Raw genomic sequence first — 19,319 nt, forward strand, 5'->3', positions numbered from 1 at the left:
CGAAGGAATGACAATTGGCCCAGCTCGACGACACATCCGGTTACCTGATCGCACCCGACCCCACATCCACACGGCTGACGCGCAGCGTGCAAGGCACTGATCAGAACGGAAATCCCAGCGAGCTGCATGTCGTCGAAGAACGCCCTCTTACGATTTTCCTCAACAACCGCGAAATCGTGACCGCCATGACAATCGGCGACTACCCCAAATATCTCGCCCTCGGGTTTCTCAAAAACCAAGGGATGCTCGCGAATGGCGAAGACGTCACAGGCGTCGACTACGACGAAGAACTGGAAACCGTCGTCGTGCGCACGGCCTCCACCACAACGTTTGAGGATAAGCTGCAAAAGAAAACCCGCACCAGCGGTTGCGCCGTCGGTACGGTCTTCGGCGACATGATGGAAGGCGTGGAAAACGTGCGTCTGCCCGATACGCCCGTCAAAACGTCTGACCTCTATGCGCTCGCAGCACACATCAACCGAACGCCGTCACTCTACCTGACCGCAGGCGCGATCCACGGCACGGTGCTCTGCCAAGGCAACCGCCCGCTGGTGTATATGGAAGACGTGGGCCGCCATAACGCCGTCGACAAAATCGCAGGTTGGATGCTGTCCGAAAACGTCTCTGCCGCCGACAAAACGCTCTACACAACAGGCAGGCTCACCTCGGAAATGGTGATCAAAACCGCGCTCATGGGCATTCCCACACTCGCATCTCGATCCGGCTTTACCGCATGGGGCGTCGAAATCGCGAACCAAGTCGGCCTGACCCTGATCGGTCGCATGAAAGGCCAACGCTTCGTCTGCCTCTCGGGCGAACACCGCCTCATCCGCGACGCCGATCCGAGCCAAATCGCCGACGAACCGCGTAAATCAGGGCGCAAAGCCGGATGATCACACGCACCCCCACCCCTTCATTTCGCCAAAACAACTCAAATCCGCAGGCTCATCCATGAAACAACCTCTCGGTGTTATCCTCGCAGGTGGCCAAGCCACGCGCATGGGCGGCGGCGACAAATGCCTGCTGACGCTCGGCGGCATGCCCATCCTGAAACGTGTCCTCGACCGCCTAGAGCCGCAAACCGACGGTGTGATTCTCAACGCCAATGGCGACGCTACGCGCTTTGCGGACTACAACATCGCGGTTGTGGCCGACAGTATCACAGGTTTCGCCGGACCTTTGTCCGGCGTCCTTGCTGGTTTGGATCACGCGGCTCAGTTGGGGCATACCCACATCATCACCGCCGCCGCTGACACGCCGTTCTTTCCTTGCGACCTGACCCCGCAACTGTTGCTTGCGGGCGAGACAAATGGCCTCGCACTTGCCGCCTCGCCATCCGGTCGCCAGCCAACCTTCGGCCTTTGGCCAGTTGCCCTGCGCGACGACCTACGGGCAGCGCTTGACGACGGATTACGCAAAGTTGTTATGTGGACCCAGAAACACAACGCTGGCACCGCCGAATTCCCCGACGATGCCGCGTTTTTTAACGTCAACACCCCCGAAGACCTGCAAAAAGCGGAAACCATGTTATGAAAATTTTCGGTGTCGCCGGATACAAAAACGCAGGCAAAACCGGCCTCATGGAACGGCTGGTGACAGAGATCACGGGGCGCGGTTTTACCGTATCCACGCTCAAGCACGCGCACCATGCTTTTGACATCGACCACCCCGGCAAGGACAGCCACAGGCATCGCACCGCTGGCGCACATCAGGTCGTGCTATCCTCTGGCAACCGCTGGGCGATGATGACCGAATTGCGCGGCACACCAGAGCCGCCCCTGTCCGAGTTGCTCGCGCAAATGGCCCCAGTTGACTTGATCCTGATCGAAGGTTGGAAACGCGACAGCCACCCCAAAATCGAAGCCTATCGCGGTGAAACCAATCACCCGCTGATTGCCCCTGACGATCCCACGATCAAAGCGATCGCCAGCGACACCTCGATCACGCTGGACCGTCCCGTTTTTGACCTGAACGACACGGCCATCATCGCCGATTTCATCCTCGCCGAGACTGGTCTGTGAACTGGGACAGCTTTGTCATGGTCGATTGGTCCGGTGGAAATGATCGCGGTCCAACCCCAACCAAAGACGCGATTTGGGTGGGCATCAGCCGCAGCGACACCTCCGAAGACCCGCGCTATTTCCGTAATCGCCAAAGCTTTTTCTCGTGGATCACTGATTTCCTCGATGCCGAACTCACCGCCAAACGCCGCACTTTGGTCGGGTTCGATTTTCCGTTCGGCTACCCCGCAGGCTTTGGCCGTCACCTGACGGGAACCGACGATCCGCTGACCCTGTGGCAATGGTTCACTGACCGCGTCGAAGATTCCCCCAAAGCGAATAATCGATTCGATATCGCGGGCCAGATCAACCGCACATTGCCCGGCGTTGGCCCATTTTGGGCGAACGGCCTGAAACGCGACATCGCTGACTTGCCGCGCAAGGGACTTGCCCGCACTCAAAACCCGTTCCCCGAAAAGCGCATGGTTGAAACACGCGCCAAGGGCAGCTTTACCTGCTGGCAACTCGCGGGTGCTGGCGCCGTTGGATCGCAAGTCATCATGGGCTTGCCGATCCTGCACCGCCTTAGACAGATATTCGCCAATAAAATAAGCATCTGGCCGTTCGATCAGCTCACCCGCCCAATCGCGTTTGTCGAAATCTGGCCAACCCTATTTGCAGGCCCCGCACCCGCAGATATGATCAAAGACGCACATCAGGTGAAGGCCACTGCGCAGGCGCTCGCTCAAAAATCAGTCACAACTCTTCACGCAGACTTGCAAATCACTTCACCCGTTGAGGGTTGGATTCTGGGGATCGGACAGCCAAATTGACCACTATGGGACTTAGACCGCCACCACTTCGCAATGATTGCTTTGCCATGCCTCAAGGCGCCTATTGGACGCCTGTGGCGGACGCATTGGCACATCTTCGCGAAAAATTGCATCCGGTGTGCGGTGTCGAAGGCATTCCGCTGTGCCAAGGTGCCAATCGCATCCTCGCTGGCCCCGCGATTGCGCTGCGGGCGCATCCACCAGCGACTAACTCTGCTGTTGATGGATACGCGTTCAGCGGCCCGATCCCCGAAGGCGCGCATGAACTCACGCTTGTCGATGACCGCTCTGCCGCTGGCGATCCGTACACTGGCGTTGTGCCCGCCGGACATGCCATTCGCATTCTCACGGGCGCTGACGTGCCGCAGGGCACCGACACGATCATCCTGCAAGAAGACATCACAACAGACGGCAAGGCGATTGCGTTCAATGGACCGCTGAAAACCGGTTCAAACGCGCGGCAAGCGGGCGAAGACATGGCACGCGGCCAGATCATCCTGCCCGGTCAACACAAACTAAAACCTTGCGATTTGGCAACGCTTGCGTCTGCAGGCGTGGGCCGTTTGAACGTGCGAAAACGTCTGCGCGTCGGCATTTTATCGACGGGCGACGAACTGCTCGAACCGGGTGCAATGGCTTGCCCTGGCAAGATTTACGACGCCAACCGTTCCATGCTTTGCGCGGCGATCACGCGCTGGGGCTACGACGTGCGCGACCTTGGCATCGCACCGGATAACCGCGACACGATCAAAGCAACCCTTGATCAAGCGGCACGCGATTGCGACGTGATCCTAACCTCCGGCGGCGCGTCAGCAGGCGACGAGGATCATATTTCCGCGCTATTGCAAAACACCGGATCGCTCGCGCTTTGGCGCATCGCGATCAAACCGGGCCGCCCTTTGGCGCTGGGTATCTGGAACAAAACACCAGTCTTCGGCTTGCCTGGCAATCCCGTTGCAGCCGCCGTTTGCGCCCTGCTTTTCGCCCGCCCTGCCCTTTCCGTCCTTGCGGGTGCCGGTTGGGTCGACCCCGTCAGCTACAAAATCCCTGCCGCGTTTCGCAAAAACAAAAAGGGGGGACGCCAAGAATATCTGCGCGCCCGCATGACCCCCGAAGGCAGCGCCGAAATCTTCGGCTCCGAAGGGTCAGGTCGCGTTTCTGGTCTGAGTTGGGCAACCGGATTGGTGGCTTTGCCGGACGAAGCCGTCGCAATTGATATCGGAACGCCCGTGACCTACATTCCGTTTGGCGAAATGGGGTTGTAAGGACGGGACATGCGAATACAAATGGGCATTCCCAGAGGGGCCAAGGCGCAAGCCGCGGCGCTTTACTGGGGGGCATTTGGGGAAAAACTCGGCACCGTGATGGGCCCAGAGCCCAAGGCGATGGCCTATATTTTACGCGTCATTGATTCGCGCCATGCTATTTCCGCGGTTGATGATGACGGGACGTTACTGGGCGTTGTCGGGTTCAAAACCAACAAAGGTGCGCTTGTCGGCGGCACATATAGCGACTTTGCCGCGATCTACGGGCATTTGGGCGCGATCTGGCGGGCGGTATTGCTATCCCTACTCGAACGCGACACCGAAAATCGGCGTTTTCTGATGGACGGCATTTTTGTAGCGCCCGCCGCCCGTGGGAAAGGGGTCGGCAGCGCCTTGCTGGTGGCGATCATGAACGAAGGGCATCAACGGGGTTATCCATCGCTGCGCCTTGATGTGATCGACACCAATCCGCGTGCTAAGGCGCTATATGAACGCCACGGCTTTGCGCCAACGGATACCACGAAACTCGGCCCGCTCAGGCATATCTTCAAATTTCACAGCGTCACGACGATGGTTAAAAAGCTCTGACGCGTCAGCCAGAACCAATCAACGCACCCGCAGCAAACACCAATGCACCGCCCAGCACGACCTGAAACACGGCTTTCATAAACGGCGTCTGCATATAGCGGTTTTGAATCCACGCAATCGCCCAAAGTTCAACAAACACAACGATCAACGCAATGATTGTCGCCGTCCAAAAATCCGTAATCAAGTATGGCAACGCATGACCCAGCCCACCAAGCGTTGTCATCACACCCGCCGACAGACCGCGTTTATAGGGCGATCCGCGCCCCGAAATCTGCCCGTCATCTGATGCGGCCTCGGTAAAGCCCATCGAAATGCCGGCGCCCACGGACGCTGCCAAGCCAACCAAGAACGTCGTCCATGTGTTTTGCGTCGCGAAAGCCACCGCAAAAATCGGCGCAAGCGTCGACACGGACCCGTCCATCAAACCCGCCAAGCCTGGTTGCACCCATGTCAGCACAAACTGGCGGTGCGCGGCGTCGTCTTCTTGCTCTTTCGCATCCTTGTCCAAATGCTCTTCGGTCAATTCACTGGCACGATCCGCATGGCCTGCCTCTGCCGCTGCCAAATCACCAAGCAATTTGCGCGTCGCGGCATCCGTGACCCGTTTGGCCGCGTTTTCATAGAACCGCTGCGCGTCGTGTTCCATCTGCGCCGCTTCACCGCGCACGCTATCCAACGACAGATTCTCAACCAACCACACCGGACGGCGGGCGTAATATCCAGCAACATGTTCACGGCGGATCAGCGGAATTACATCGCCAAACCGCTGCGTGTGCAAGTCGATCAAACGTTGGCGGTGCCCGTCTTCCTCGGTTGCCATCCCGTCAAAAATCGCGGCAGACGCCGGATAATCGTCGCGCAACATATGCGCATATTGACGATAAATCCGCGCATCGTCTTCTTCAGACGAAATCGCCAGCGCAAGGATTTCTTGCTCTGACAGGTCTTTAAACTGACGACGATTAGCAAATCCGGGAATCATAGCGCACCTCTTTTAGAATGATTCTAATATAGAAGGCCGCCCGCCCAAGACAAGCCCCCCATGAACGCAAAAAGGGCGCGTACTGCGCCCCTTTCACCACCTATAACGGCAGTCTTAAAATTCGATCACAGCCCGAATGGATTTACCTTCGTGCATCAATTCAAAGCCGTGGTTGATGTCTTCCAGCTTCAATTTGTGCGTGATCATCGGGTCGATCTCGATTTTGCCATCCATGTACCAATCAACGATTTTCGGCACATCAGTCCGGCCAGACGCGCCACCAAACGCGGTCCCGCGCCAGCTACGACCCGTGACCAATTGGAACGGACGGGTGGAAATTTCAGCGCCAGCAGGGGCCACGCCGATAATGATGCTCTCGCCCCAGCCTTTGTGTGCCGCCTCAAGGGCTGTGCGCATGACATTCACGTTGCCCGTCGCGTCGAAGGTATAGTCAGCACCGCCGCCTGTCAGTTCAACCAGATGCGCTACCAAATCGCCTTCAACGTCCGACGGGTTCACGAAATCGGTCATGCCAAAATGCGTCGCCATTTCCACTTTGCTCGGGTTTAGATCAACGCCAACGATCTGGTCAGCGCCTGCAAGGCGCAGCCCTTGGATCACGTTCAAACCGATGCCACCCAGACCAAAGACGATGCTGGTCGATCCGATCTCGACCTTCGCCGTGTTAATCACAGCGCCGATACCTGTCGTGACACCACAACCGATGTAGCAAATCTTATCAAACGGGGCGTCTTTGCGGACCTTCGCAAGCGCGATTTCAGGAACAACCGTGTGGTTCGCAAACGTAGAACAGCCCATGTAGTGGTGGATCGGCGTACCATCCAGCATCGAGAACCGTGTCGAACCATCAGGCAACAGCCCAGCGCCCTGCGTGCTACGGATCGATTGGCACAGGTTCGTTTTCGGGTTCAGACAATATTCGCATTCGCGACATTCCGGCGTGTAAAGCGGGATCACGTGATCGCCCACTTCCAACGACGTCACACCTTCACCGACTTCGATCACAACACCAGCGCCTTCGTGACCCAAGATCGCGGGAAAGATGCCTTCGGGATCGTCACCAGAACGGGTAAATTCGTCTGTATGGCACAGGCCAGTTGCCTTGATCTCGACCAGCACTTCGCCAGCGCGAGGACCTTCAAGGTTGACCTCCATGATTTCAAGGGGTTTTCCGGCCGCTACGGCGACAGCTGCACGAGTACGCATGGGCGTGACCTTTCCAAATTTGTATCGGGGCCAGTCTTGATAGCAAAGAGTTTCAGTTTCAAGGGTGCAGTCGGGGCTTGCCAAGGCAAAGCAGGTCGCGGCAAAGTAGGTGCATGAAAAATACCATCATTCCCGGCTTGTGCCTTATGACGACGCTACTCGCAGGTTGCGCCGATGTTGTCAGCGATCCTGTCGATGAAACCGACCCTTGCGGGGCGCAGAGACATACGGCGCTTTTGGGGGCCAACATCGCGGCTGTCACATTGCCTGCGGACCTCAATGACCGCGTGATCGGGCCGAACGATGCCGTCACCATGGATTTTGTGGCAGATCGGTTGAATATCGAAACCAACGCGGACGGCCTGATCATCGGTTTGTCATGCGGATAGGTGCATCCATCCTGTGCCTCTGCGCGCTTGCAGCCTGTAGCACACGGCCGCCAGCAGCACTTGCGCCCGTCGATCCGGTCCCCGCACCCGCAGCAGATACATGCGGCGCAGCACCCTACGGTTATCTGGTTGGACAAGACGCAACCTCGCTTGAACGGGTGCTGATCCTACGCCAAGTCCGCGTGACCAGACCCAATACACCTACCGCCGACGCCCTACGTCCGGTGCGCATCAACTTTAACATAGGAGCGGACGAGCGGATCCGATCAATCACATGCGGTTAATTATTCTTGCCATGTTAGGCACACTCACCACGGCCTGTATCCCTGCAACCGCGATCAGCGAACCACCCGTCGCCGACCCGATCCCCACGGGCATCAACGACAGCTGTGGTGCTGCGCGGTACGCAGGCATCATCGGGCAAGACGCCTTTGTCTTGGAACGCGGTTTCCGACCCGGCGAAATCCGGATCATCCGACCCGGCACGGTCGCGAGCCAAGAATACCTGCCCGAGCGGATGAGCTTTGAAATCGGAGCGTCCGGCAATATCCGACGCATCGTCTGCGGCTAAGACCAAGCAAACATCTGAACGCAAATACCCCTGCCACTGCTATGGCTGGGTCGCTTGCGGGCTTTGGGGGTTCACAAAGTCTCCGGTGTCGCACACTGGGTGGGGGCTATCGAATGCAACACCGGAGTAGCACTTTGCTGACTAAGTGTTTGACGGACCCGCATGGCGGCAAGAGGGTCGGCAAAGGGCAATCTGCCGTTCATTTTGTGGCGAGATTGGGGCGCAGCTTCAAACGGGCTTGATTCCCCGCCTGAATGCCCCAAACTAAGACACATGACATTCACCCAACTTCACCAGCCCTTTCCCGAACAGGTCTCATTTCACCGGACTGAACTGTCCGTGATCATGTCGCTCTACGGACGCATGGTTGCTGCAGGCGAATGGCGGGACTACGGCATTTCATCGCTACGCGATTTCGCGGTCTTCTCGATATTCAAACGCACAGCCGAGAACCCGATCTACAAAATCGAAAAGCGGCCCAAACTGCGGATGAAGCAAGGACAATATGCGCTGGTCGGCATTGACGGTCAGGTCTTGAAACGCGGCAACGACCTGAAATCCGTGTTGCGGGTGTTAGAGCGGAAATTGATCCGAATCGTGGATTGAAACCGCAGAATTTGAGTTGTTTTGGCGAAATGAAGGGCGGGCGGGGTGCCCCTATGTCAGCCGTTTACGCGCGGTCACATCGCCATCGCCTTGCGCCTTGATACGGATGATCGCGGCCGTGATTGGTTCATAGGTCGCGGCCATATGATGCGCGTTCGCATGCAGCATCACATCCGCATCGACCATGATCCCGACGTGCCCTTTCCAGAACATCAGATCACCGCGCTGTAATGGTGCGTCTGGCGCTATGTCTTGTCCCAGTTCCATTTGCTGCAGATCACTATCACCGGGACAGAACATACCGCAGGACTGCAGCCCTGCCTGCACGAGGCCAGAACAATCGACGCCAATCGTGCTGTTGCCGCCCCAAAGATACGGCGTCCCGAAATAGAGCTGCGCGACAGTGACAGGGTCAGCAAAGGGGCGATCCAGCGGGCGCAAATGTTTCTTAGGGATGAACCCCTGCGGCGTCTCATACATTTTATGACGTTCATCAATCACCTGCACCTGCGCACCAAAAGTCAGGCGCATCAGGTCGGATGATTTGAAGCTCTCGGTCTCGTAAGCGTGCGTTGCCGTGGTCGCGATCCGGAATGTCGGCGTGTCAACATCAGCAACTGCACTGCTTGGCACATAACCCACGTAGCCATCGGCATCGGACTGCACAAAAGCCCAGCCGTTCAGGTTTTCAAACACGCTCACCCCTGCCCCCAGCAAAAGCTGCCGATCACGCTTGCCTTCGGGCTTTGCGCAAATATCCACAATCGGCTGTGTGATCCGTTGCGGAATGCCATCGACGTAAGCATCCGCTGGCACGATGCCTTTCAGGTGCTTGGCCGCGACCCTGCCGTTGGCGGGCGTGAGACGTCTATCGCTCATAGGTCGAGCATCGCTGGTAGCGCCGCGAGGATTGCCCGTGCGCCCATGCCAACGCCGCCTTTGGGTCGCGCTGGAGCCGCGGCAGGGTTCCAGCCGTAGACGTCGAAATGCATGTAGGGTGATTGCACAAAGCGGCGCAGGAATAGGGCCGCCGTGATCGTGCCAGCAAATCCGCCTTTGGGCGCGTTGTCGAGATCAGCGATCCCCGGTTCGATCATCGCCTCGTAGGGTTCGTGGAAGGGCAACCGCCAGACAGGATCGGCCACGTCATTCGCGACGTTTTCCAACGCTTGGGCGAATTTCGGGGTGTCGGTGAAATACGGCGAAATGTCCGGCCCAACTGCCACACGCGCAGCGCCCGTCAGCGTCGCCATTGAGATCACCAAATCCGGCGTCGTCTCGTCCGCAAGTGCAAGCGCATCCGCCAGCACCAGCCGCCCTTCGGCATCGGTATTGTTAATTTCGACCGTCAGGCCTTTGCGCGATGTCAGGATATCTTGGGGCCGGAACGCGGTCCCATCAATGCTATTTTCAACCGCAGGGATCAGAACACGCAGACGCAGCGGCAATTTCAGCCCCATAATCATATGCGCCAAACCTAGCACCGTCGCCGATCCGCCCATGTCTTTTTTCATCAGGCCCATCGACGCACCGGGTTTGATGTTCAGCCCGCCCGTGTCGAAACAAACGCCCTTACCGACCAACGTCAGCGTCGGACCTGCATCACCCCATGTCATGTCGATCAAACGCGGGGCGCGGTGTGGATCAGGGCCAACAGCGCGGCCAACCGTGTGGATCATCGGGAAATTCTGGGTCAACAGATCCTCGCCTGCAATCACGTTCACAGCAGCGCCATGTTGATCCGCCAAATTACGGGTCGCGGCTTCCAGATCGCCCGGTCCCATGTCCGCCGTTGGGGTATTAATCAAATCGCGGGTCAATGCCTCGCCAGCCGCGATAACCTCTAACCTTGCAGCATCAACGCCTTCAGGGGCTTTCAGACGCGCAACGGGTTTCGCAGGGGCCACATAGCGGTCAAAACTGTAGCTCGCCAACAGCCACCCAAGCACTGTTTCCTCTAGCGCCAATCCCGACAGGCCAGCCGCAATATGATAGGTCGCGACAGGTAGCGTGCGCGCGGCAGCAGACACTTGAAACCGACCACGGGCGCGGGCTTTTGCCGTTCCATAACCGACCAAAGCAAATGCAATCGCGCCGTCATTCCCCGGCACGGCTAGCGTTTGGCCCAAGCTACCGTCAAATCCATTGGCATCAGCCCAAGCACGGGCTTCGGCAGGAATCGCATCCAAATTTTCAGAAGGAATCACGTGAAGAGGGATGCTTTCTGCATCTTGGCGGGCAAACGTCAGCGACATATTTTTATCCTAGTTCGGGCATTTAACGCCAGACTAGCAACCCACGTGGGCGCTGCAAGGATGATCGTGACGGACCGGCACCTCTTTGTGAGATCGGTTAAGCGTAGTCGCGGAAATCCCAAACGTGGCTGACAGCAGCATCAAACGCGCGTTCTAACCGCGCAATCGTCGCCCCTAATGCCACCCCACATCGCATCTCAGCCGCAGTGGCCGTGTGACGGGCAACCAAGGCAACCTCGGTCAGGCCAATCTGATCGGCAATCGCACCCATGCGTTTGGCTGGTGCGGGAATCTCTGAAAACGCACCGATTCTGCGGGACGTCTGCAAATGATCCAGCTTTATGGCGATGTCTTGCAGTGCGCGGCATACGATATCCTCTGCATCATGATCGGCCAACGTATTGAACAACGTGCATAATGGGGCCGGATTCATTGTGAAATTCTCCAGACATCGCAAGACGGCGACGCTGGCGGTGGGACGGGCTGGTGGATGCACCAGTAAGGGGCTGAAATATGTCATGACACTGTTCTACCCGCAGTTGGTGTCTGAATGGTTGATCTCTACAATTGAAAAGGTTCAAAAACCTCTCGAAATCCAAGTAAATTCGACGTAAGAGCCAGTGACCTATTCGGGAGAGTCTATCATGCCGTACCGCCACGCCCTGCCCGCATATTTAGCCAAACGTTACCATGGCTGGAAAGCGACCACCTACGCCGAGAATAAAAGCTGGTACAAACGACTTGCCGAAGACGGGCAACATCCACGTGCGATGGTGATTTCGTGCTGCGACAGTCGTGTGCATGTGACGTCGATTTTCGGGGCGGATCAGGGTGAATTCTTTATTCACCGGAACGTTGCGAACCTCGTGCCGCCTTATAACCCAGACGGGGAATATCACGGGACGTCGGCAGCCGTGGAATATGCGGTAAACACATTGAAAGTGTCGCACCTGATTGTCCTTGGGCATTCGAACTGCGGCGGCGTTGCAGGTTGCTACCACATGTGCGCTGGCAACGCGCCCGAACTGGAAGACAAAAGCAGCTTTGTTGGGCGCTGGATGGACATTCTACGGCCCGGCTACGACCGTCTGCCGAATGGCACGGACGCGGACCGCCTGACGGCTTTGGAAAAAGAATCGGTTCTGGTGTCGCTGGAAAACCTGATGACGTTCCCGTTTGTGAAAGCAGCAGTTGAAAGCGAAAACCTGTCACTGCACGGCCTGTGGAACGATATCGGTGAAGGTACGCTCGAAGCCTACACCGACGACGCTGGATATCAGGCTGTTTAAGGGTTTCTTAACCATCATCTGCTAAACAAAGCAGGTGGACATCCAAAGCAGCGCGTCGCGCTCAAAACGTCGGATGATGCTCGAAGACGACAAATGCACCGTCTTCGAGCTAATCAATCAAGGCATTTAGCCTTTTTTCAGGCACTCACGTCCCAGCAATTCCGCGATCTGAACCGCGTTCAATGCCGCACCTTTGCGCAGGTTGTCGGACACGCACCACAGGTTCAAACCGTTGTCGATTGTGCTGTCCTGACGGATGCGGGAAATGAACGTCGCATAATCGCCGACGCATTCGATTGGCGTCACGTAGCCGCCATCTTCGCGCTTATCGATAACCATGATGCCCGGTGCTTCACGCAGGATATCGCGGGCTTCGTCTTCGTCGAGAAATTCTTCAAACTCGATGTTGATCGCTTCAGAATGGCCAACGAATACTGGAACACGCACACAAGTCGCCGTGACTTTGATGTTCTTATCGACGATTTTCTTCGTCTCAACGACCATCTTCCACTCTTCTTTGGTGGTGCCGTCTTCCATGAACGCATCGATATGCGGGATCACGTTGAACGCGATCTGCTTGGTGAACACGTCTTGGGTCTTGTTGTCAGTCGGGTTGTAGATCGACTTTGTCTCGTCCCACAGCGCATCAATCGCAGCTTTACCGCCACCAGAAACAGACTGGTATGTCGACACAACAACGCGTTTGATCTTTGCACGGTCGTGCAGCGGCTTCAGCGCCACAACCATCTGCGCAGTCGAGCAGTTCGGGTTCGCGATGATGTTCTTTTTCGAATACCCGTGAACCGCCTCTGGGTTCACCTCTGGCACGATCAACGGAACATCCGGATCGTAGCGGTAGAGGCTAGAGTTATCGATCACAACGCAGCCCGCTTTTGCAGCAATCGGCGCGTATTTCTGTGTCGCTTCAGAGCCGACAGCGAACAACGCCATGTCCCAACCCGTAAAGTCGAACGTATCAAGGTCTTTGGTCTTCAGGGTTTTGTCGCCGAATGACACTTCGGTGCCCAGCGATTTACGGCTGGCCAGTACTGCAATTTCATCCACCGGGAACTCACGCTCCGCGAGGATATTGAGCATTTCGTGACCCACATTACCTGTGGCGCCTACGATGACAATTTTATAACCCATTGATCCTATCCTTGGTTAAACCGCTGTCCCTTTAGCGTGCAGGTGCGCCAAAAGAAAGAGGCATCACTAATCCGTGCGATCTGTCGCAAAGAAATAAGCGATCAAGCCACACATCAACGCCCCTAAAAAGAAGGCAAAGATCAAGGTATATGCGGTCGTTGCACCGCCAGCCATCGCCATGCCCTGCGTATGTAAGGGGGCCGTGATAAACTGCGCAACACCAACGCCGCCGATGCTAAACAGGTTGACCAAGGTCACACCGCGTCCGGTCAAATGCGCGGGAAAGAACGCCTTTGCGTGGGCGACCAACAGCGGAAACGCCGTGCCGCCAAACCCGATCATCGCCAGCAAAACCGCAGAAGCCCAAACGCCCGGCGCTGGAAAAAGAGCCAGCGTCGTCAAAGCAACAGCGCTCATCATACTGCCGCCCACGATCACCCATTTGCGCGTGCGGAACATACGTTCTAACGGGCCATAAGCAAAACTGCCCGCAATCATGGCCAGCCCCATCACAAGGGTGACTTGGCCGATCAGGCTCACATCTGCCCCATACATATCACTGATATACGGACCCGCCCAAAGACCGCGCAGACCAGCGGCGGGCGCATAACTTACCAGCATCATCGCAAAAATCGGCCAGAGTTGCGGCATTTTTAACAACTCGAAAATCGACCCACGGTGCGCGGTTTCTATCATCGGCGGGTTTTTCACTGTCACCCACATCAAGACTGCAACGGCGAGGGACGTAAATCCCAAACCCTGCATCGTTTCGCGCCAACCGAACTCTGTCACCGCCCACGCCATTGGTGATGCCCCCGCGAGATTACCCAGTGACCCGATCCCGATTGTAGCCCCCGCCAAGGTGGCAAAAACAGCAGGCGAATAGGTGCGTGCAAAGATGAAATAACTGGCCATCAGGACAGGCGCGCAGCCGATCCCGATCAAGCCCATCGCGATTGTGACATGCACAGGACTTTGAGCCGCTGCGAAAACAAACGCGCCGCCACCCGCGCCCAGCGCGAACAGGACTACAGCCGTGATCTTGGGTCCAACGCGGTCTAGCGCCACGCCAATCGGAATTTGGATCGCAGCAAAGACCAAGAACCAAACACCCGAAGCAGTCGCCAAGTCATCAGGCATAGCGCCAATATCGGCCTGCAAATCAGGTGCAAGCACCGGCAGAAACGCGCGGAAAAACTGTGACAGCCCATAGGCCAGCACCAAAAACGCAATACCCAACTTCATGACAACGCCACCCCTATCACACGGTCCGCCGCCAGTGCTGGCGACGACAAAACCGGTATTTTCAAATCTCTTAACGCAGGCTCTGCGACACGCATCGACGCTTGCGCCAAAATCACACAATTATGCCCGACACTGGCCTTGCGCACCGACGTCGCGACCGCATCGGCAAATCCAGCCATATCGCCCGATTCAAACAACCCCCATGCCCCGTCACACAGATGCACGGTTGGCGCTATAGCTGCGTCCGCCTCCATCAGCAACGACAGCGACGCGGCCCGCGTGCTTTCCAGATAAATCGCAAGCAACGGCTTGGTGCCGAGGGTCGCTGCGACCTCCATCAGCGGGCGGTCAATGCGGATCACCTTCGGGTTCTGCAACTGATCCACCAACGGCCCAAGCGTCGAACAGGTGCACAAGATCGCGTCCGTCTCGCCCAGCGCAGCTATCACATCAGCAAACATTTCAGCGACGGCTGAAATGCCACCAACTTGGGCCCGCGCCAATAAATCTTCGCGTACAACATGCACAACTTGAGCGTCGGGCGCCTTGTCCGCAAACAGGTCAGAAAACGTCGCGACATGAACCTGCGCCGTATGAAGACAAGCGATCCGCATTTCGAAATCCTTTTCAAGTCCGCGATGTCTGACACAAGCCTTTCACCCCAACAAGAGCGGCGCATCTTCTTTTCAAATTCAACTCAAGCGAGTCGTTTGCGACCAGATTCGCGGCGGCTACTTCATATCGGATTGCACGAAACGAACCGGAAATACCTCAGTAAACCTTACCAAAATCAGCCCGTTACGCGAAATATTTCGACACTTAATGCAACCGGTTGCAATAATTTAAAACCATGCCTACAGTAACGCTACGGAACTCGGGAAAGACCATTTCACATGCTTCAATTCGGACTCAATCACATGACGACGCCAGCCTTATCGGTTGATGCTGTCTTTCGATTGGCCCGCGATTTGGACTGCGTCGGGATCGAATTTCGCAACGATCTGGAACGGCCCTTGTTCGACGGCAAATCCCCTGCCGCGATCAAAGACCTTGCCGCAGAACACAACGTCCGCATCCTCGCTTTGGCCGAGGTAAAGGCGTTCAACGACGCCCCCGAAACCAAGACAGCGAAGGCGCGCGCGCTGATGCAAACCGCGCAAGCGTGTGGCGCTGAAGGTGTTGCATTGATCCCGCGCATGGGCGACGCACCGCTTGACCGCGCCGCACAACGCGACTCATTACGTCATGCGCTGGCGATCTATCAGCCGATGCTAACGGACATGAACCTGATCGGATTTATCGAACCGCTCGGCTTTGCGGCAAGCACCCTGCGTCACAAAGATGACGCCGCTGACGTGCTGGCTGACATGGGCAATCCGGATTGCTTTAAACTGGTCCACGACACGTTCCACCACCACCTGTCCGGCGACACCACGTTCTATCCGGACCTTACCGGGATCGTCCACATCTCGGGCATCTCCGATCCCGCGCCAAACGTCGCTGATATGACCGATGCCCACCGCATCTTGGTCGATCAGGACGACAGGCTTGGCAATATTGCACAACTACAAACACTCCGTGCGCAGGGCTATGCCGGCCCCGCCTCGTTCGAATGTTTTGCACCCGAAATTCACGCCATCACAGACCCGTCCGCCGCATTGGCAGGGTCTATCACATTCATCACCGCACAGTTGACGGCCAAAGCCGCATGAGCCGTGATACCTCAGACGCCCTGCAAAACAGGGCCCGGCATCTACCACTTGTGCGGCCGGGCACATTCCTTGGGAGGGAAACAATGAAAAAAGTACTACTAGCCGCTGGCCTGATGGGCCTCATGGGTACAACAGCAATTGCACAGCAAATCGGCGTATCTGTTGCGCGTTTCGACGACAACGGCCTGACCGTGATGCGGAACGGCATGACTGCGCACGAAGAAACGCTGGACGGCGTGTCCTTGCAAATCGAAGACGCCACTGACGACGTGGCCAAGCAATTGGACCAGATCAACAACTTCATCGCCTCTGGCGTTGATGCGATCATCGTGAACGCAGTTGACACCAATGCAACGGAAGCGATGTCCAACGCGGCCTCTTCCGCAGGCGTCCCATTGGTCTACGTGAACCGCCAGCCGGTCAACATGGATACACTGCCAGACGGTCAAGCATTTGTGGCGTCCAACGAAATCGAATCCGGCACGCTTGCTGCGTTCCACATGTGCCAGCAATTGCGGGCCGAAGGTAAATCCGGCGGGGCGACTGCGTATGTCCTGATGGGTCAGCTTTCCAACCAAGCTGCGGTTCAGCGGACCAAAGATTTCCATGACGTCATCGGCATGGATATGTGTAACTTTATCACGATCATCGACGAGCAAACCGCCGAATGGTCCCGTGACCAAGCGTCCGACCTTATGACCAACTGGATTTCATCCGGTGAACCATTCGACGCCGTCTTCGGCAACAACGACGAAATGGCAATCGGCGCGATCCAAGCGATGAAAGCGGCGGGCATTTCCATGGACGACGTGGTTGTTGGTGGCGTTGACGCGACATCCGATGCGCTTGTGGCAATGGCCGCTGGCGAAATGGACGTCACAGTATTCCAAGACCTCGCAGGTCAAGGCGCTGGGTCCATCGACACCGCAATCGCACTGATCAATGGCGAAGAAGTCGACAAGCAAGTCTTCATCCCATTCAAATTGGTCACACCAGCGACGCTTGCTGACTTCCAATAAGCCTTCGCTTTCGATCAAAAACACCGGTGGGGCGGCCCTTGCGGCCCCACAGCCTAACAATTTCCTCAGACAGTTAAAAAGGGAGCTGACAGATGTCAGACACCAGCCATGGGACGGGCGGCCTATCTTTTGATAAATCAAAACGACAGTGGCCTAATGAACTGAACGTCTTCGGCGCTCTTATCCTCATCGTCGTGATCTTTGAAATTCTGGGCGCGGTCTATGTCGGCCAAAGCCTACTTTTCGACAGCAACGACCGCTTCGACACTATCTTTAACGAAGCGCGCCTGCGGATCATTATTATTCAGGTCGCCATCGTCGGCATCATCGCATTGGGCGTGACCCAAGTGATCATCACGGCTGGTATCGATCTGTCGTCAGGCTCCGTTCTGGGTGCGACAGCGATGATCGCAATGAGCTTCGCGCAAGTATCCGAAGTCAACGGCGGCCCGAACCCAAAGGCGATCTTTGGGCCCGCGCTGCAGGATCTCCCATGGCTCGTCCCCGTGCTTGTTGGCCTCGCTTGCGGTATTGTTGCAGGGATCGTGAACGGTATCTTTGTGGCCTTTGCCCGCATCCCCCCATTCATCGCAACACTCGGCATGATGCTGTTTGCGCGCGGCGTGGCGCAGTGGTGGTCATCTGGTAACCCGGTGTCCTTCCCAACCGAAGCCTACGCGAAAATCGGCGCCGGCATGATGCCCGTCATCATCTTCTTGTCGCTCGCAGTTGTGTTCCATTTCGTGATGAACTTCACCATCTACGGCAAACACACTTATGCAATTGGTTCGAACGAGGCCGCAGCCCGCATGTCCGGTATCAACGTGCCGCGTCACCTTGTGATGGTCTATGCGATTGCAGGGATGCTGGCGGGCTTGTCCGCCGTGATCCTGACGTCGAAAAACTTGACCGCACAATCCGGCATGGGCCTCAGCTACGAGCTTGATGCGATCGCTATGGCCGTCATCGGCGGTGTGTCCCTGTTCGGCGGACGCGGGTCTATCATCGGCACTGTGATCGGTGCGCTGATCATCGGTGTGATTACATCCGGCTTCACCTTCCTGCGTCTCGGCGCGTTCTATCAGGAAATGGTGCTAGGCGCGATTATCGTGGGTGCGGTTGCACTGGATCAATGGCAGCAACAACGCGCTGCGGCACGGTCATAAGGGGGTTATGATGTCTGATATTATCTTAGAAACCAAAGGCCTCACCAAACACTATGGTGGTGTACACGCCCTAGAGGACGCCGATTTCGTTCTCAGAAAAGGCGAGCACGTCGCGATCATGGGCGACAACGGGGCGGGGAAATCCACCTTCGTGCGTCAGATCACTGGCGTGGAACAACGGACACGCGGAACCGTCGTGTTCGACGGGAAAGAAGTCCACTTTGCAGGTCCACTTGATGCCCGTGAAGCGGGGATCGAAACCGTGTTCCAAACGCTTGCGCTCGCTGATGATCTGAACGTGCCCGACAACCTGTTTCTTGGCCGCGAAAAGACCAAGTTCAACTGGCTCGGCCCGTTCCGTATCCTTGATTACAAAGCGATGCGCGAAGACACGATGGCAGGACTTGTGAAAACAGGCGTGAAAATCCCGAACATCAAGAACACCATCGCTAACATGTCAGGCGGTCAACGCCAATGTGTGGCGATTGCCCGCACAGCGACGTTTGCCAGCAAGCTGACGATCATGGACGAACCGACAGCGGCCTTGGGTGTGCAGGAAACTGCACAGGTGGAAAACATCATCCGCACCCTCAAGGAACAAGGCGAAAGCCTGATCCTCGTGTCGCACAACATGCGGCAGGTGTTTGACCTTGTTGACCGGATCATCGTATTTCGGCGCGGTCGCATCGTGGCAAACCTCGATGTGAAAGAAACAGACGGCAACGACGTTGTGGCCTATATCACCGGGTCCAAAACCGGTGCCGAATATGAAGGCGCCGCCTAATGAAACTACTCGACCTCAACCACCCGTTCTTCAAACCTGTTTGGATGCGGGTGGCTGTGGTCGCAGTGTGTTTCGGCTGGGGTTTACTTGAATTTGCAAATGGGAACGGCCTTTGGGGCGTTCTTTTTATCGGGTTAGCTGTGATTTGTGGCTACCGATTCACCGTTATTGACTATTCAGCCATTGATGATGCGGCTAAAGACACTCATCCAAATGACAAAACACACTAAGGGAACGCA

At 56.7% G+C, this 19,319-nt stretch carries 24 protein-coding genes; 16 read left to right on the top strand and 8 right to left on the bottom strand.

Translation table 11 applies throughout. The annotated features are described in order from the left end of the window. The first annotated feature begins 14 nt into the window (after positions 1–14). From FHS72_RS12715 to FHS72_RS12740, 6 genes are read left to right on the top strand one after another with little or no spacing between them, the layout of a single operon-like run. On the top strand, positions 15–893 hold the full coding sequence (locus tag FHS72_RS12715; RefSeq protein WP_183529708.1) for a formate dehydrogenase accessory sulfurtransferase FdhD: 879 nt from the start codon (positions 15–17) through the stop codon (positions 891–893). Positions 894–951: 58 nt separating this feature from the next. Beyond that, complete coding sequence (mobA, locus tag FHS72_RS12720; protein WP_183529710.1) at positions 952–1,533, top strand: molybdenum cofactor guanylyltransferase MobA; 582 nt, start codon at positions 952–954, stop codon at positions 1,531–1,533. After that, positions 1,530–2,021 carry a molybdopterin-guanine dinucleotide biosynthesis protein B gene (gene mobB, locus FHS72_RS12725; RefSeq protein ID WP_183529712.1) on the top strand — a complete coding sequence of 164 codons (492 nt, stop codon included), beginning with the start codon at positions 1,530–1,532 and terminating at the stop codon, positions 2,019–2,021. The genes mobA and mobB overlap by 4 nt, the downstream gene beginning before the upstream one ends. After that, positions 2,018–2,833, top strand: coding sequence for a molybdopterin guanine dinucleotide synthesis (locus tag FHS72_RS12730; protein ID WP_343042685.1), 816 nt, complete (start codon positions 2,018–2,020; stop codon positions 2,831–2,833). The genes mobB and FHS72_RS12730 overlap by 4 nt, the downstream gene beginning before the upstream one ends. 47 nt (positions 2,834–2,880) lie before the next feature. Next, the gene (locus tag FHS72_RS12735) at positions 2,881–4,098 is read left to right on the top strand and encodes a molybdopterin-binding protein (protein WP_246414668.1); all 1,218 of its coding nucleotides are present in this window, start codon (positions 2,881–2,883) and stop codon (positions 4,096–4,098) included. Positions 4,099–4,107: 9 nt separating this feature from the next. Further along, complete coding sequence (locus FHS72_RS12740) at positions 4,108–4,686, top strand: GNAT family N-acetyltransferase (RefSeq protein WP_183529714.1); 579 nt, start codon at positions 4,108–4,110, stop codon at positions 4,684–4,686. A 4-nt stretch (positions 4,687–4,690) separates the two neighbouring features. On the opposite strand, the gene mbfA is transcribed toward FHS72_RS12740, so the two are convergent. Together mbfA and FHS72_RS12750 are read right to left on the bottom strand one after the other, a co-directional pair. Then, a complete protein-coding gene (gene mbfA, locus FHS72_RS12745; protein WP_183529716.1) occupies positions 4,691–5,668 on the bottom strand; it encodes an iron exporter MbfA in 978 nt (325 codons plus the stop codon). A gap of 114 nt (positions 5,669–5,782) precedes the next feature. Beyond that, complete coding sequence (locus FHS72_RS12750; protein WP_183529718.1) at positions 5,783–6,895, bottom strand: S-(hydroxymethyl)glutathione dehydrogenase/class III alcohol dehydrogenase; 1,113 nt, start codon at positions 6,893–6,895, stop codon at positions 5,783–5,785. 113 nt (positions 6,896–7,008) lie between these two features. On the opposite strand from FHS72_RS12750, the gene FHS72_RS12755 reads away from it, so the two are divergent. From FHS72_RS12755 to FHS72_RS12770, 4 genes are all read left to right on the top strand, one after another. After that, on the top strand, positions 7,009–7,284 hold the full coding sequence (locus FHS72_RS12755) for an I78 family peptidase inhibitor (RefSeq protein ID WP_183529720.1): 276 nt from the start codon (positions 7,009–7,011) through the stop codon (positions 7,282–7,284). Next, positions 7,275–7,568, top strand: a complete 294-nt coding sequence (locus tag FHS72_RS12760) for a hypothetical protein (RefSeq protein ID WP_183529722.1) — start codon at positions 7,275–7,277, stop codon at positions 7,566–7,568. The genes FHS72_RS12755 and FHS72_RS12760 overlap by 10 nt, the downstream gene beginning before the upstream one ends. Further along, a complete protein-coding gene (locus FHS72_RS12765; protein WP_183529724.1) occupies positions 7,559–7,855 on the top strand; it encodes an I78 family peptidase inhibitor in 297 nt (98 codons plus the stop codon). The genes FHS72_RS12760 and FHS72_RS12765 overlap by 10 nt, the downstream gene beginning before the upstream one ends. Positions 7,856–8,128: 273 nt before the next feature. After that, positions 8,129–8,461, top strand: a complete 333-nt coding sequence (locus FHS72_RS12770; protein WP_183529726.1) for a DUF2794 domain-containing protein — start codon at positions 8,129–8,131, stop codon at positions 8,459–8,461. Positions 8,462–8,512: 51 nt separating this feature from the next. Here FHS72_RS12770 and FHS72_RS12775 read toward each other — a convergent pair whose 3' ends face one another. The 3 genes from FHS72_RS12775 to FHS72_RS12785 all read right to left on the bottom strand — a co-directional run bounded on the left by FHS72_RS12775 (position 8,513) and on the right by FHS72_RS12785 (position 11,149). Further along, the gene (locus FHS72_RS12775; protein ID WP_183529728.1) at positions 8,513–9,340 is read right to left on the bottom strand and encodes a C40 family peptidase; all 828 of its coding nucleotides are present in this window, start codon (positions 9,338–9,340) and stop codon (positions 8,513–8,515) included. Beyond that, on the bottom strand, positions 9,337–10,716 hold the full coding sequence (locus tag FHS72_RS12780) for a leucyl aminopeptidase family protein (protein WP_183529730.1): 1,380 nt from the start codon (positions 10,714–10,716) through the stop codon (positions 9,337–9,339). Before FHS72_RS12780 ends, FHS72_RS12775 begins: the two co-directional genes overlap by 4 nt. Before the next feature lie 97 nt (positions 10,717–10,813). Then, positions 10,814–11,149, bottom strand: a complete 336-nt coding sequence (locus FHS72_RS12785; RefSeq protein ID WP_183529732.1) for a hypothetical protein — start codon at positions 11,147–11,149, stop codon at positions 10,814–10,816. A 211-nt stretch (positions 11,150–11,360) separates the two neighbouring features. On the opposite strand from FHS72_RS12785, the gene FHS72_RS12790 reads away from it, so the two are divergent. Beyond that, positions 11,361–12,005: a carbonic anhydrase gene (locus tag FHS72_RS12790; RefSeq protein WP_183529734.1), complete on the top strand. Its 645-nt coding sequence runs from the start codon at positions 11,361–11,363 to the stop codon at positions 12,003–12,005. 126 nt (positions 12,006–12,131) lie between these two features. Here FHS72_RS12790 and FHS72_RS12795 read toward each other — a convergent pair whose 3' ends face one another. The 3 genes from FHS72_RS12795 to FHS72_RS12805 all read right to left on the bottom strand — a co-directional run bounded on the left by FHS72_RS12795 (position 12,132) and on the right by FHS72_RS12805 (position 15,013). After that, positions 12,132–13,154: an aspartate-semialdehyde dehydrogenase gene (locus FHS72_RS12795; RefSeq protein WP_183529736.1), complete on the bottom strand. Its 1,023-nt coding sequence runs from the start codon at positions 13,152–13,154 to the stop codon at positions 12,132–12,134. Positions 13,155–13,220: 66 nt separating this feature from the next. After that, on the bottom strand, positions 13,221–14,399 hold the full coding sequence (locus FHS72_RS12800; RefSeq protein ID WP_183529738.1) for an MFS transporter: 1,179 nt from the start codon (positions 14,397–14,399) through the stop codon (positions 13,221–13,223). Then, positions 14,396–15,013 carry a hypothetical protein gene (locus FHS72_RS12805; protein WP_183529740.1) on the bottom strand — a complete coding sequence of 206 codons (618 nt, stop codon included), beginning with the start codon at positions 15,011–15,013 and terminating at the stop codon, positions 14,396–14,398. Before FHS72_RS12805 ends, FHS72_RS12800 begins: the two co-directional genes overlap by 4 nt. A gap of 303 nt (positions 15,014–15,316) precedes the next feature. Between FHS72_RS12805 and FHS72_RS12810 the strand changes: the two genes are divergently transcribed. The 5 genes from FHS72_RS12810 (at position 15,317) to FHS72_RS12830 (ending at position 19,310) form a co-directional block, all read left to right on the top strand. After that, the gene (locus FHS72_RS12810; protein WP_183529743.1) at positions 15,317–16,111 is read left to right on the top strand and encodes a TIM barrel protein; all 795 of its coding nucleotides are present in this window, start codon (positions 15,317–15,319) and stop codon (positions 16,109–16,111) included. Positions 16,112–16,194: 83 nt separating this feature from the next. Then, positions 16,195–17,130, top strand: coding sequence for a sugar ABC transporter substrate-binding protein (locus FHS72_RS12815; protein WP_183529746.1), 936 nt, complete (start codon positions 16,195–16,197; stop codon positions 17,128–17,130). Between the two features lie 92 nt (positions 17,131–17,222). Continuing rightward, complete coding sequence (locus tag FHS72_RS12820) at positions 17,223–18,296, top strand: ABC transporter permease (protein ID WP_183529748.1); 1,074 nt, start codon at positions 17,223–17,225, stop codon at positions 18,294–18,296. Positions 18,297–18,303: 7 nt separating this feature from the next. After that, positions 18,304–19,080 (top strand): ATP-binding cassette domain-containing protein, encoded by a 777-nt coding sequence (locus tag FHS72_RS12825; RefSeq protein WP_221235417.1) that lies wholly within the window; start codon positions 18,304–18,306, stop codon positions 19,078–19,080. Beyond that, the gene (locus FHS72_RS12830) at positions 19,080–19,310 is read left to right on the top strand and encodes a hypothetical protein (RefSeq protein WP_183529752.1); all 231 of its coding nucleotides are present in this window, start codon (positions 19,080–19,082) and stop codon (positions 19,308–19,310) included. Before FHS72_RS12825 ends, FHS72_RS12830 begins: the two co-directional genes overlap by 1 nt. Positions 19,311–19,319 lie beyond the last annotated feature (9 nt).

Source organism: Yoonia ponticola (genome assembly GCF_014199395.1).
GTDB classification, from domain to species: Bacteria; Pseudomonadota; Alphaproteobacteria; order Rhodobacterales; family Rhodobacteraceae; genus Yoonia; species Yoonia ponticola.

Bases quoted from the DNA above. Each gene is read 5' to 3' on its own strand.
- mobA (WP_183529710.1), top strand. From the start codon at position 952: ATGAAACAACCTCTCGGTGTTATCCTCGCAGGTGGCCAAGCCACGCGC.
- mobB (WP_183529712.1), top strand. From the start codon at position 1,530: ATGAAAATTTTCGGTGTCGCCGGATACAAAAACGCAGGCAAAACCGGC.
- FHS72_RS12735 (WP_246414668.1), top strand. From the start codon at position 2,881: ATGCCTCAAGGCGCCTATTGGACGCCTGTGGCGGACGCATTGGCACAT.
- FHS72_RS12740 (WP_183529714.1), top strand. From the start codon at position 4,108: ATGCGAATACAAATGGGCATTCCCAGAGGGGCCAAGGCGCAAGCCGCG.
- mbfA (WP_183529716.1), bottom strand. From the start codon at position 5,668: ATGATTCCCGGATTTGCTAATCGTCGTCAGTTTAAAGACCTGTCAGAG.
- FHS72_RS12750 (WP_183529718.1), bottom strand. From the start codon at position 6,895: ATGCGTACTCGTGCAGCTGTCGCCGTAGCGGCCGGAAAACCCCTTGAA.
- FHS72_RS12755 (WP_183529720.1), top strand. From the start codon at position 7,009: ATGAAAAATACCATCATTCCCGGCTTGTGCCTTATGACGACGCTACTC.
- FHS72_RS12760 (WP_183529722.1), top strand. From the start codon at position 7,275: ATGCGGATAGGTGCATCCATCCTGTGCCTCTGCGCGCTTGCAGCCTGT.
- FHS72_RS12765 (WP_183529724.1), top strand. From the start codon at position 7,559: ATGCGGTTAATTATTCTTGCCATGTTAGGCACACTCACCACGGCCTGT.
- FHS72_RS12770 (WP_183529726.1), top strand. From the start codon at position 8,129: ATGACATTCACCCAACTTCACCAGCCCTTTCCCGAACAGGTCTCATTT.
- FHS72_RS12775 (WP_183529728.1), bottom strand. From the start codon at position 9,340: ATGAGCGATAGACGTCTCACGCCCGCCAACGGCAGGGTCGCGGCCAAG.
- FHS72_RS12780 (WP_183529730.1), bottom strand. From the start codon at position 10,716: ATGTCGCTGACGTTTGCCCGCCAAGATGCAGAAAGCATCCCTCTTCAC.
- FHS72_RS12785 (WP_183529732.1), bottom strand. From the start codon at position 11,149: ATGAATCCGGCCCCATTATGCACGTTGTTCAATACGTTGGCCGATCAT.
- FHS72_RS12790 (WP_183529734.1), top strand. From the start codon at position 11,361: ATGCCGTACCGCCACGCCCTGCCCGCATATTTAGCCAAACGTTACCAT.
- FHS72_RS12795 (WP_183529736.1), bottom strand. From the start codon at position 13,154: ATGGGTTATAAAATTGTCATCGTAGGCGCCACAGGTAATGTGGGTCAC.
- FHS72_RS12800 (WP_183529738.1), bottom strand. From the start codon at position 14,399: ATGAAGTTGGGTATTGCGTTTTTGGTGCTGGCCTATGGGCTGTCACAG.
- FHS72_RS12805 (WP_183529740.1), bottom strand. From the start codon at position 15,013: ATGCGGATCGCTTGTCTTCATACGGCGCAGGTTCATGTCGCGACGTTT.
- FHS72_RS12810 (WP_183529743.1), top strand. From the start codon at position 15,317: ATGACGACGCCAGCCTTATCGGTTGATGCTGTCTTTCGATTGGCCCGC.
- FHS72_RS12815 (WP_183529746.1), top strand. From the start codon at position 16,195: ATGAAAAAAGTACTACTAGCCGCTGGCCTGATGGGCCTCATGGGTACA.
- FHS72_RS12820 (WP_183529748.1), top strand. From the start codon at position 17,223: ATGTCAGACACCAGCCATGGGACGGGCGGCCTATCTTTTGATAAATCA.
- FHS72_RS12825 (WP_221235417.1), top strand. From the start codon at position 18,304: ATGATGTCTGATATTATCTTAGAAACCAAAGGCCTCACCAAACACTAT.
- FHS72_RS12830 (WP_183529752.1), top strand. From the start codon at position 19,080: ATGAAACTACTCGACCTCAACCACCCGTTCTTCAAACCTGTTTGGATG.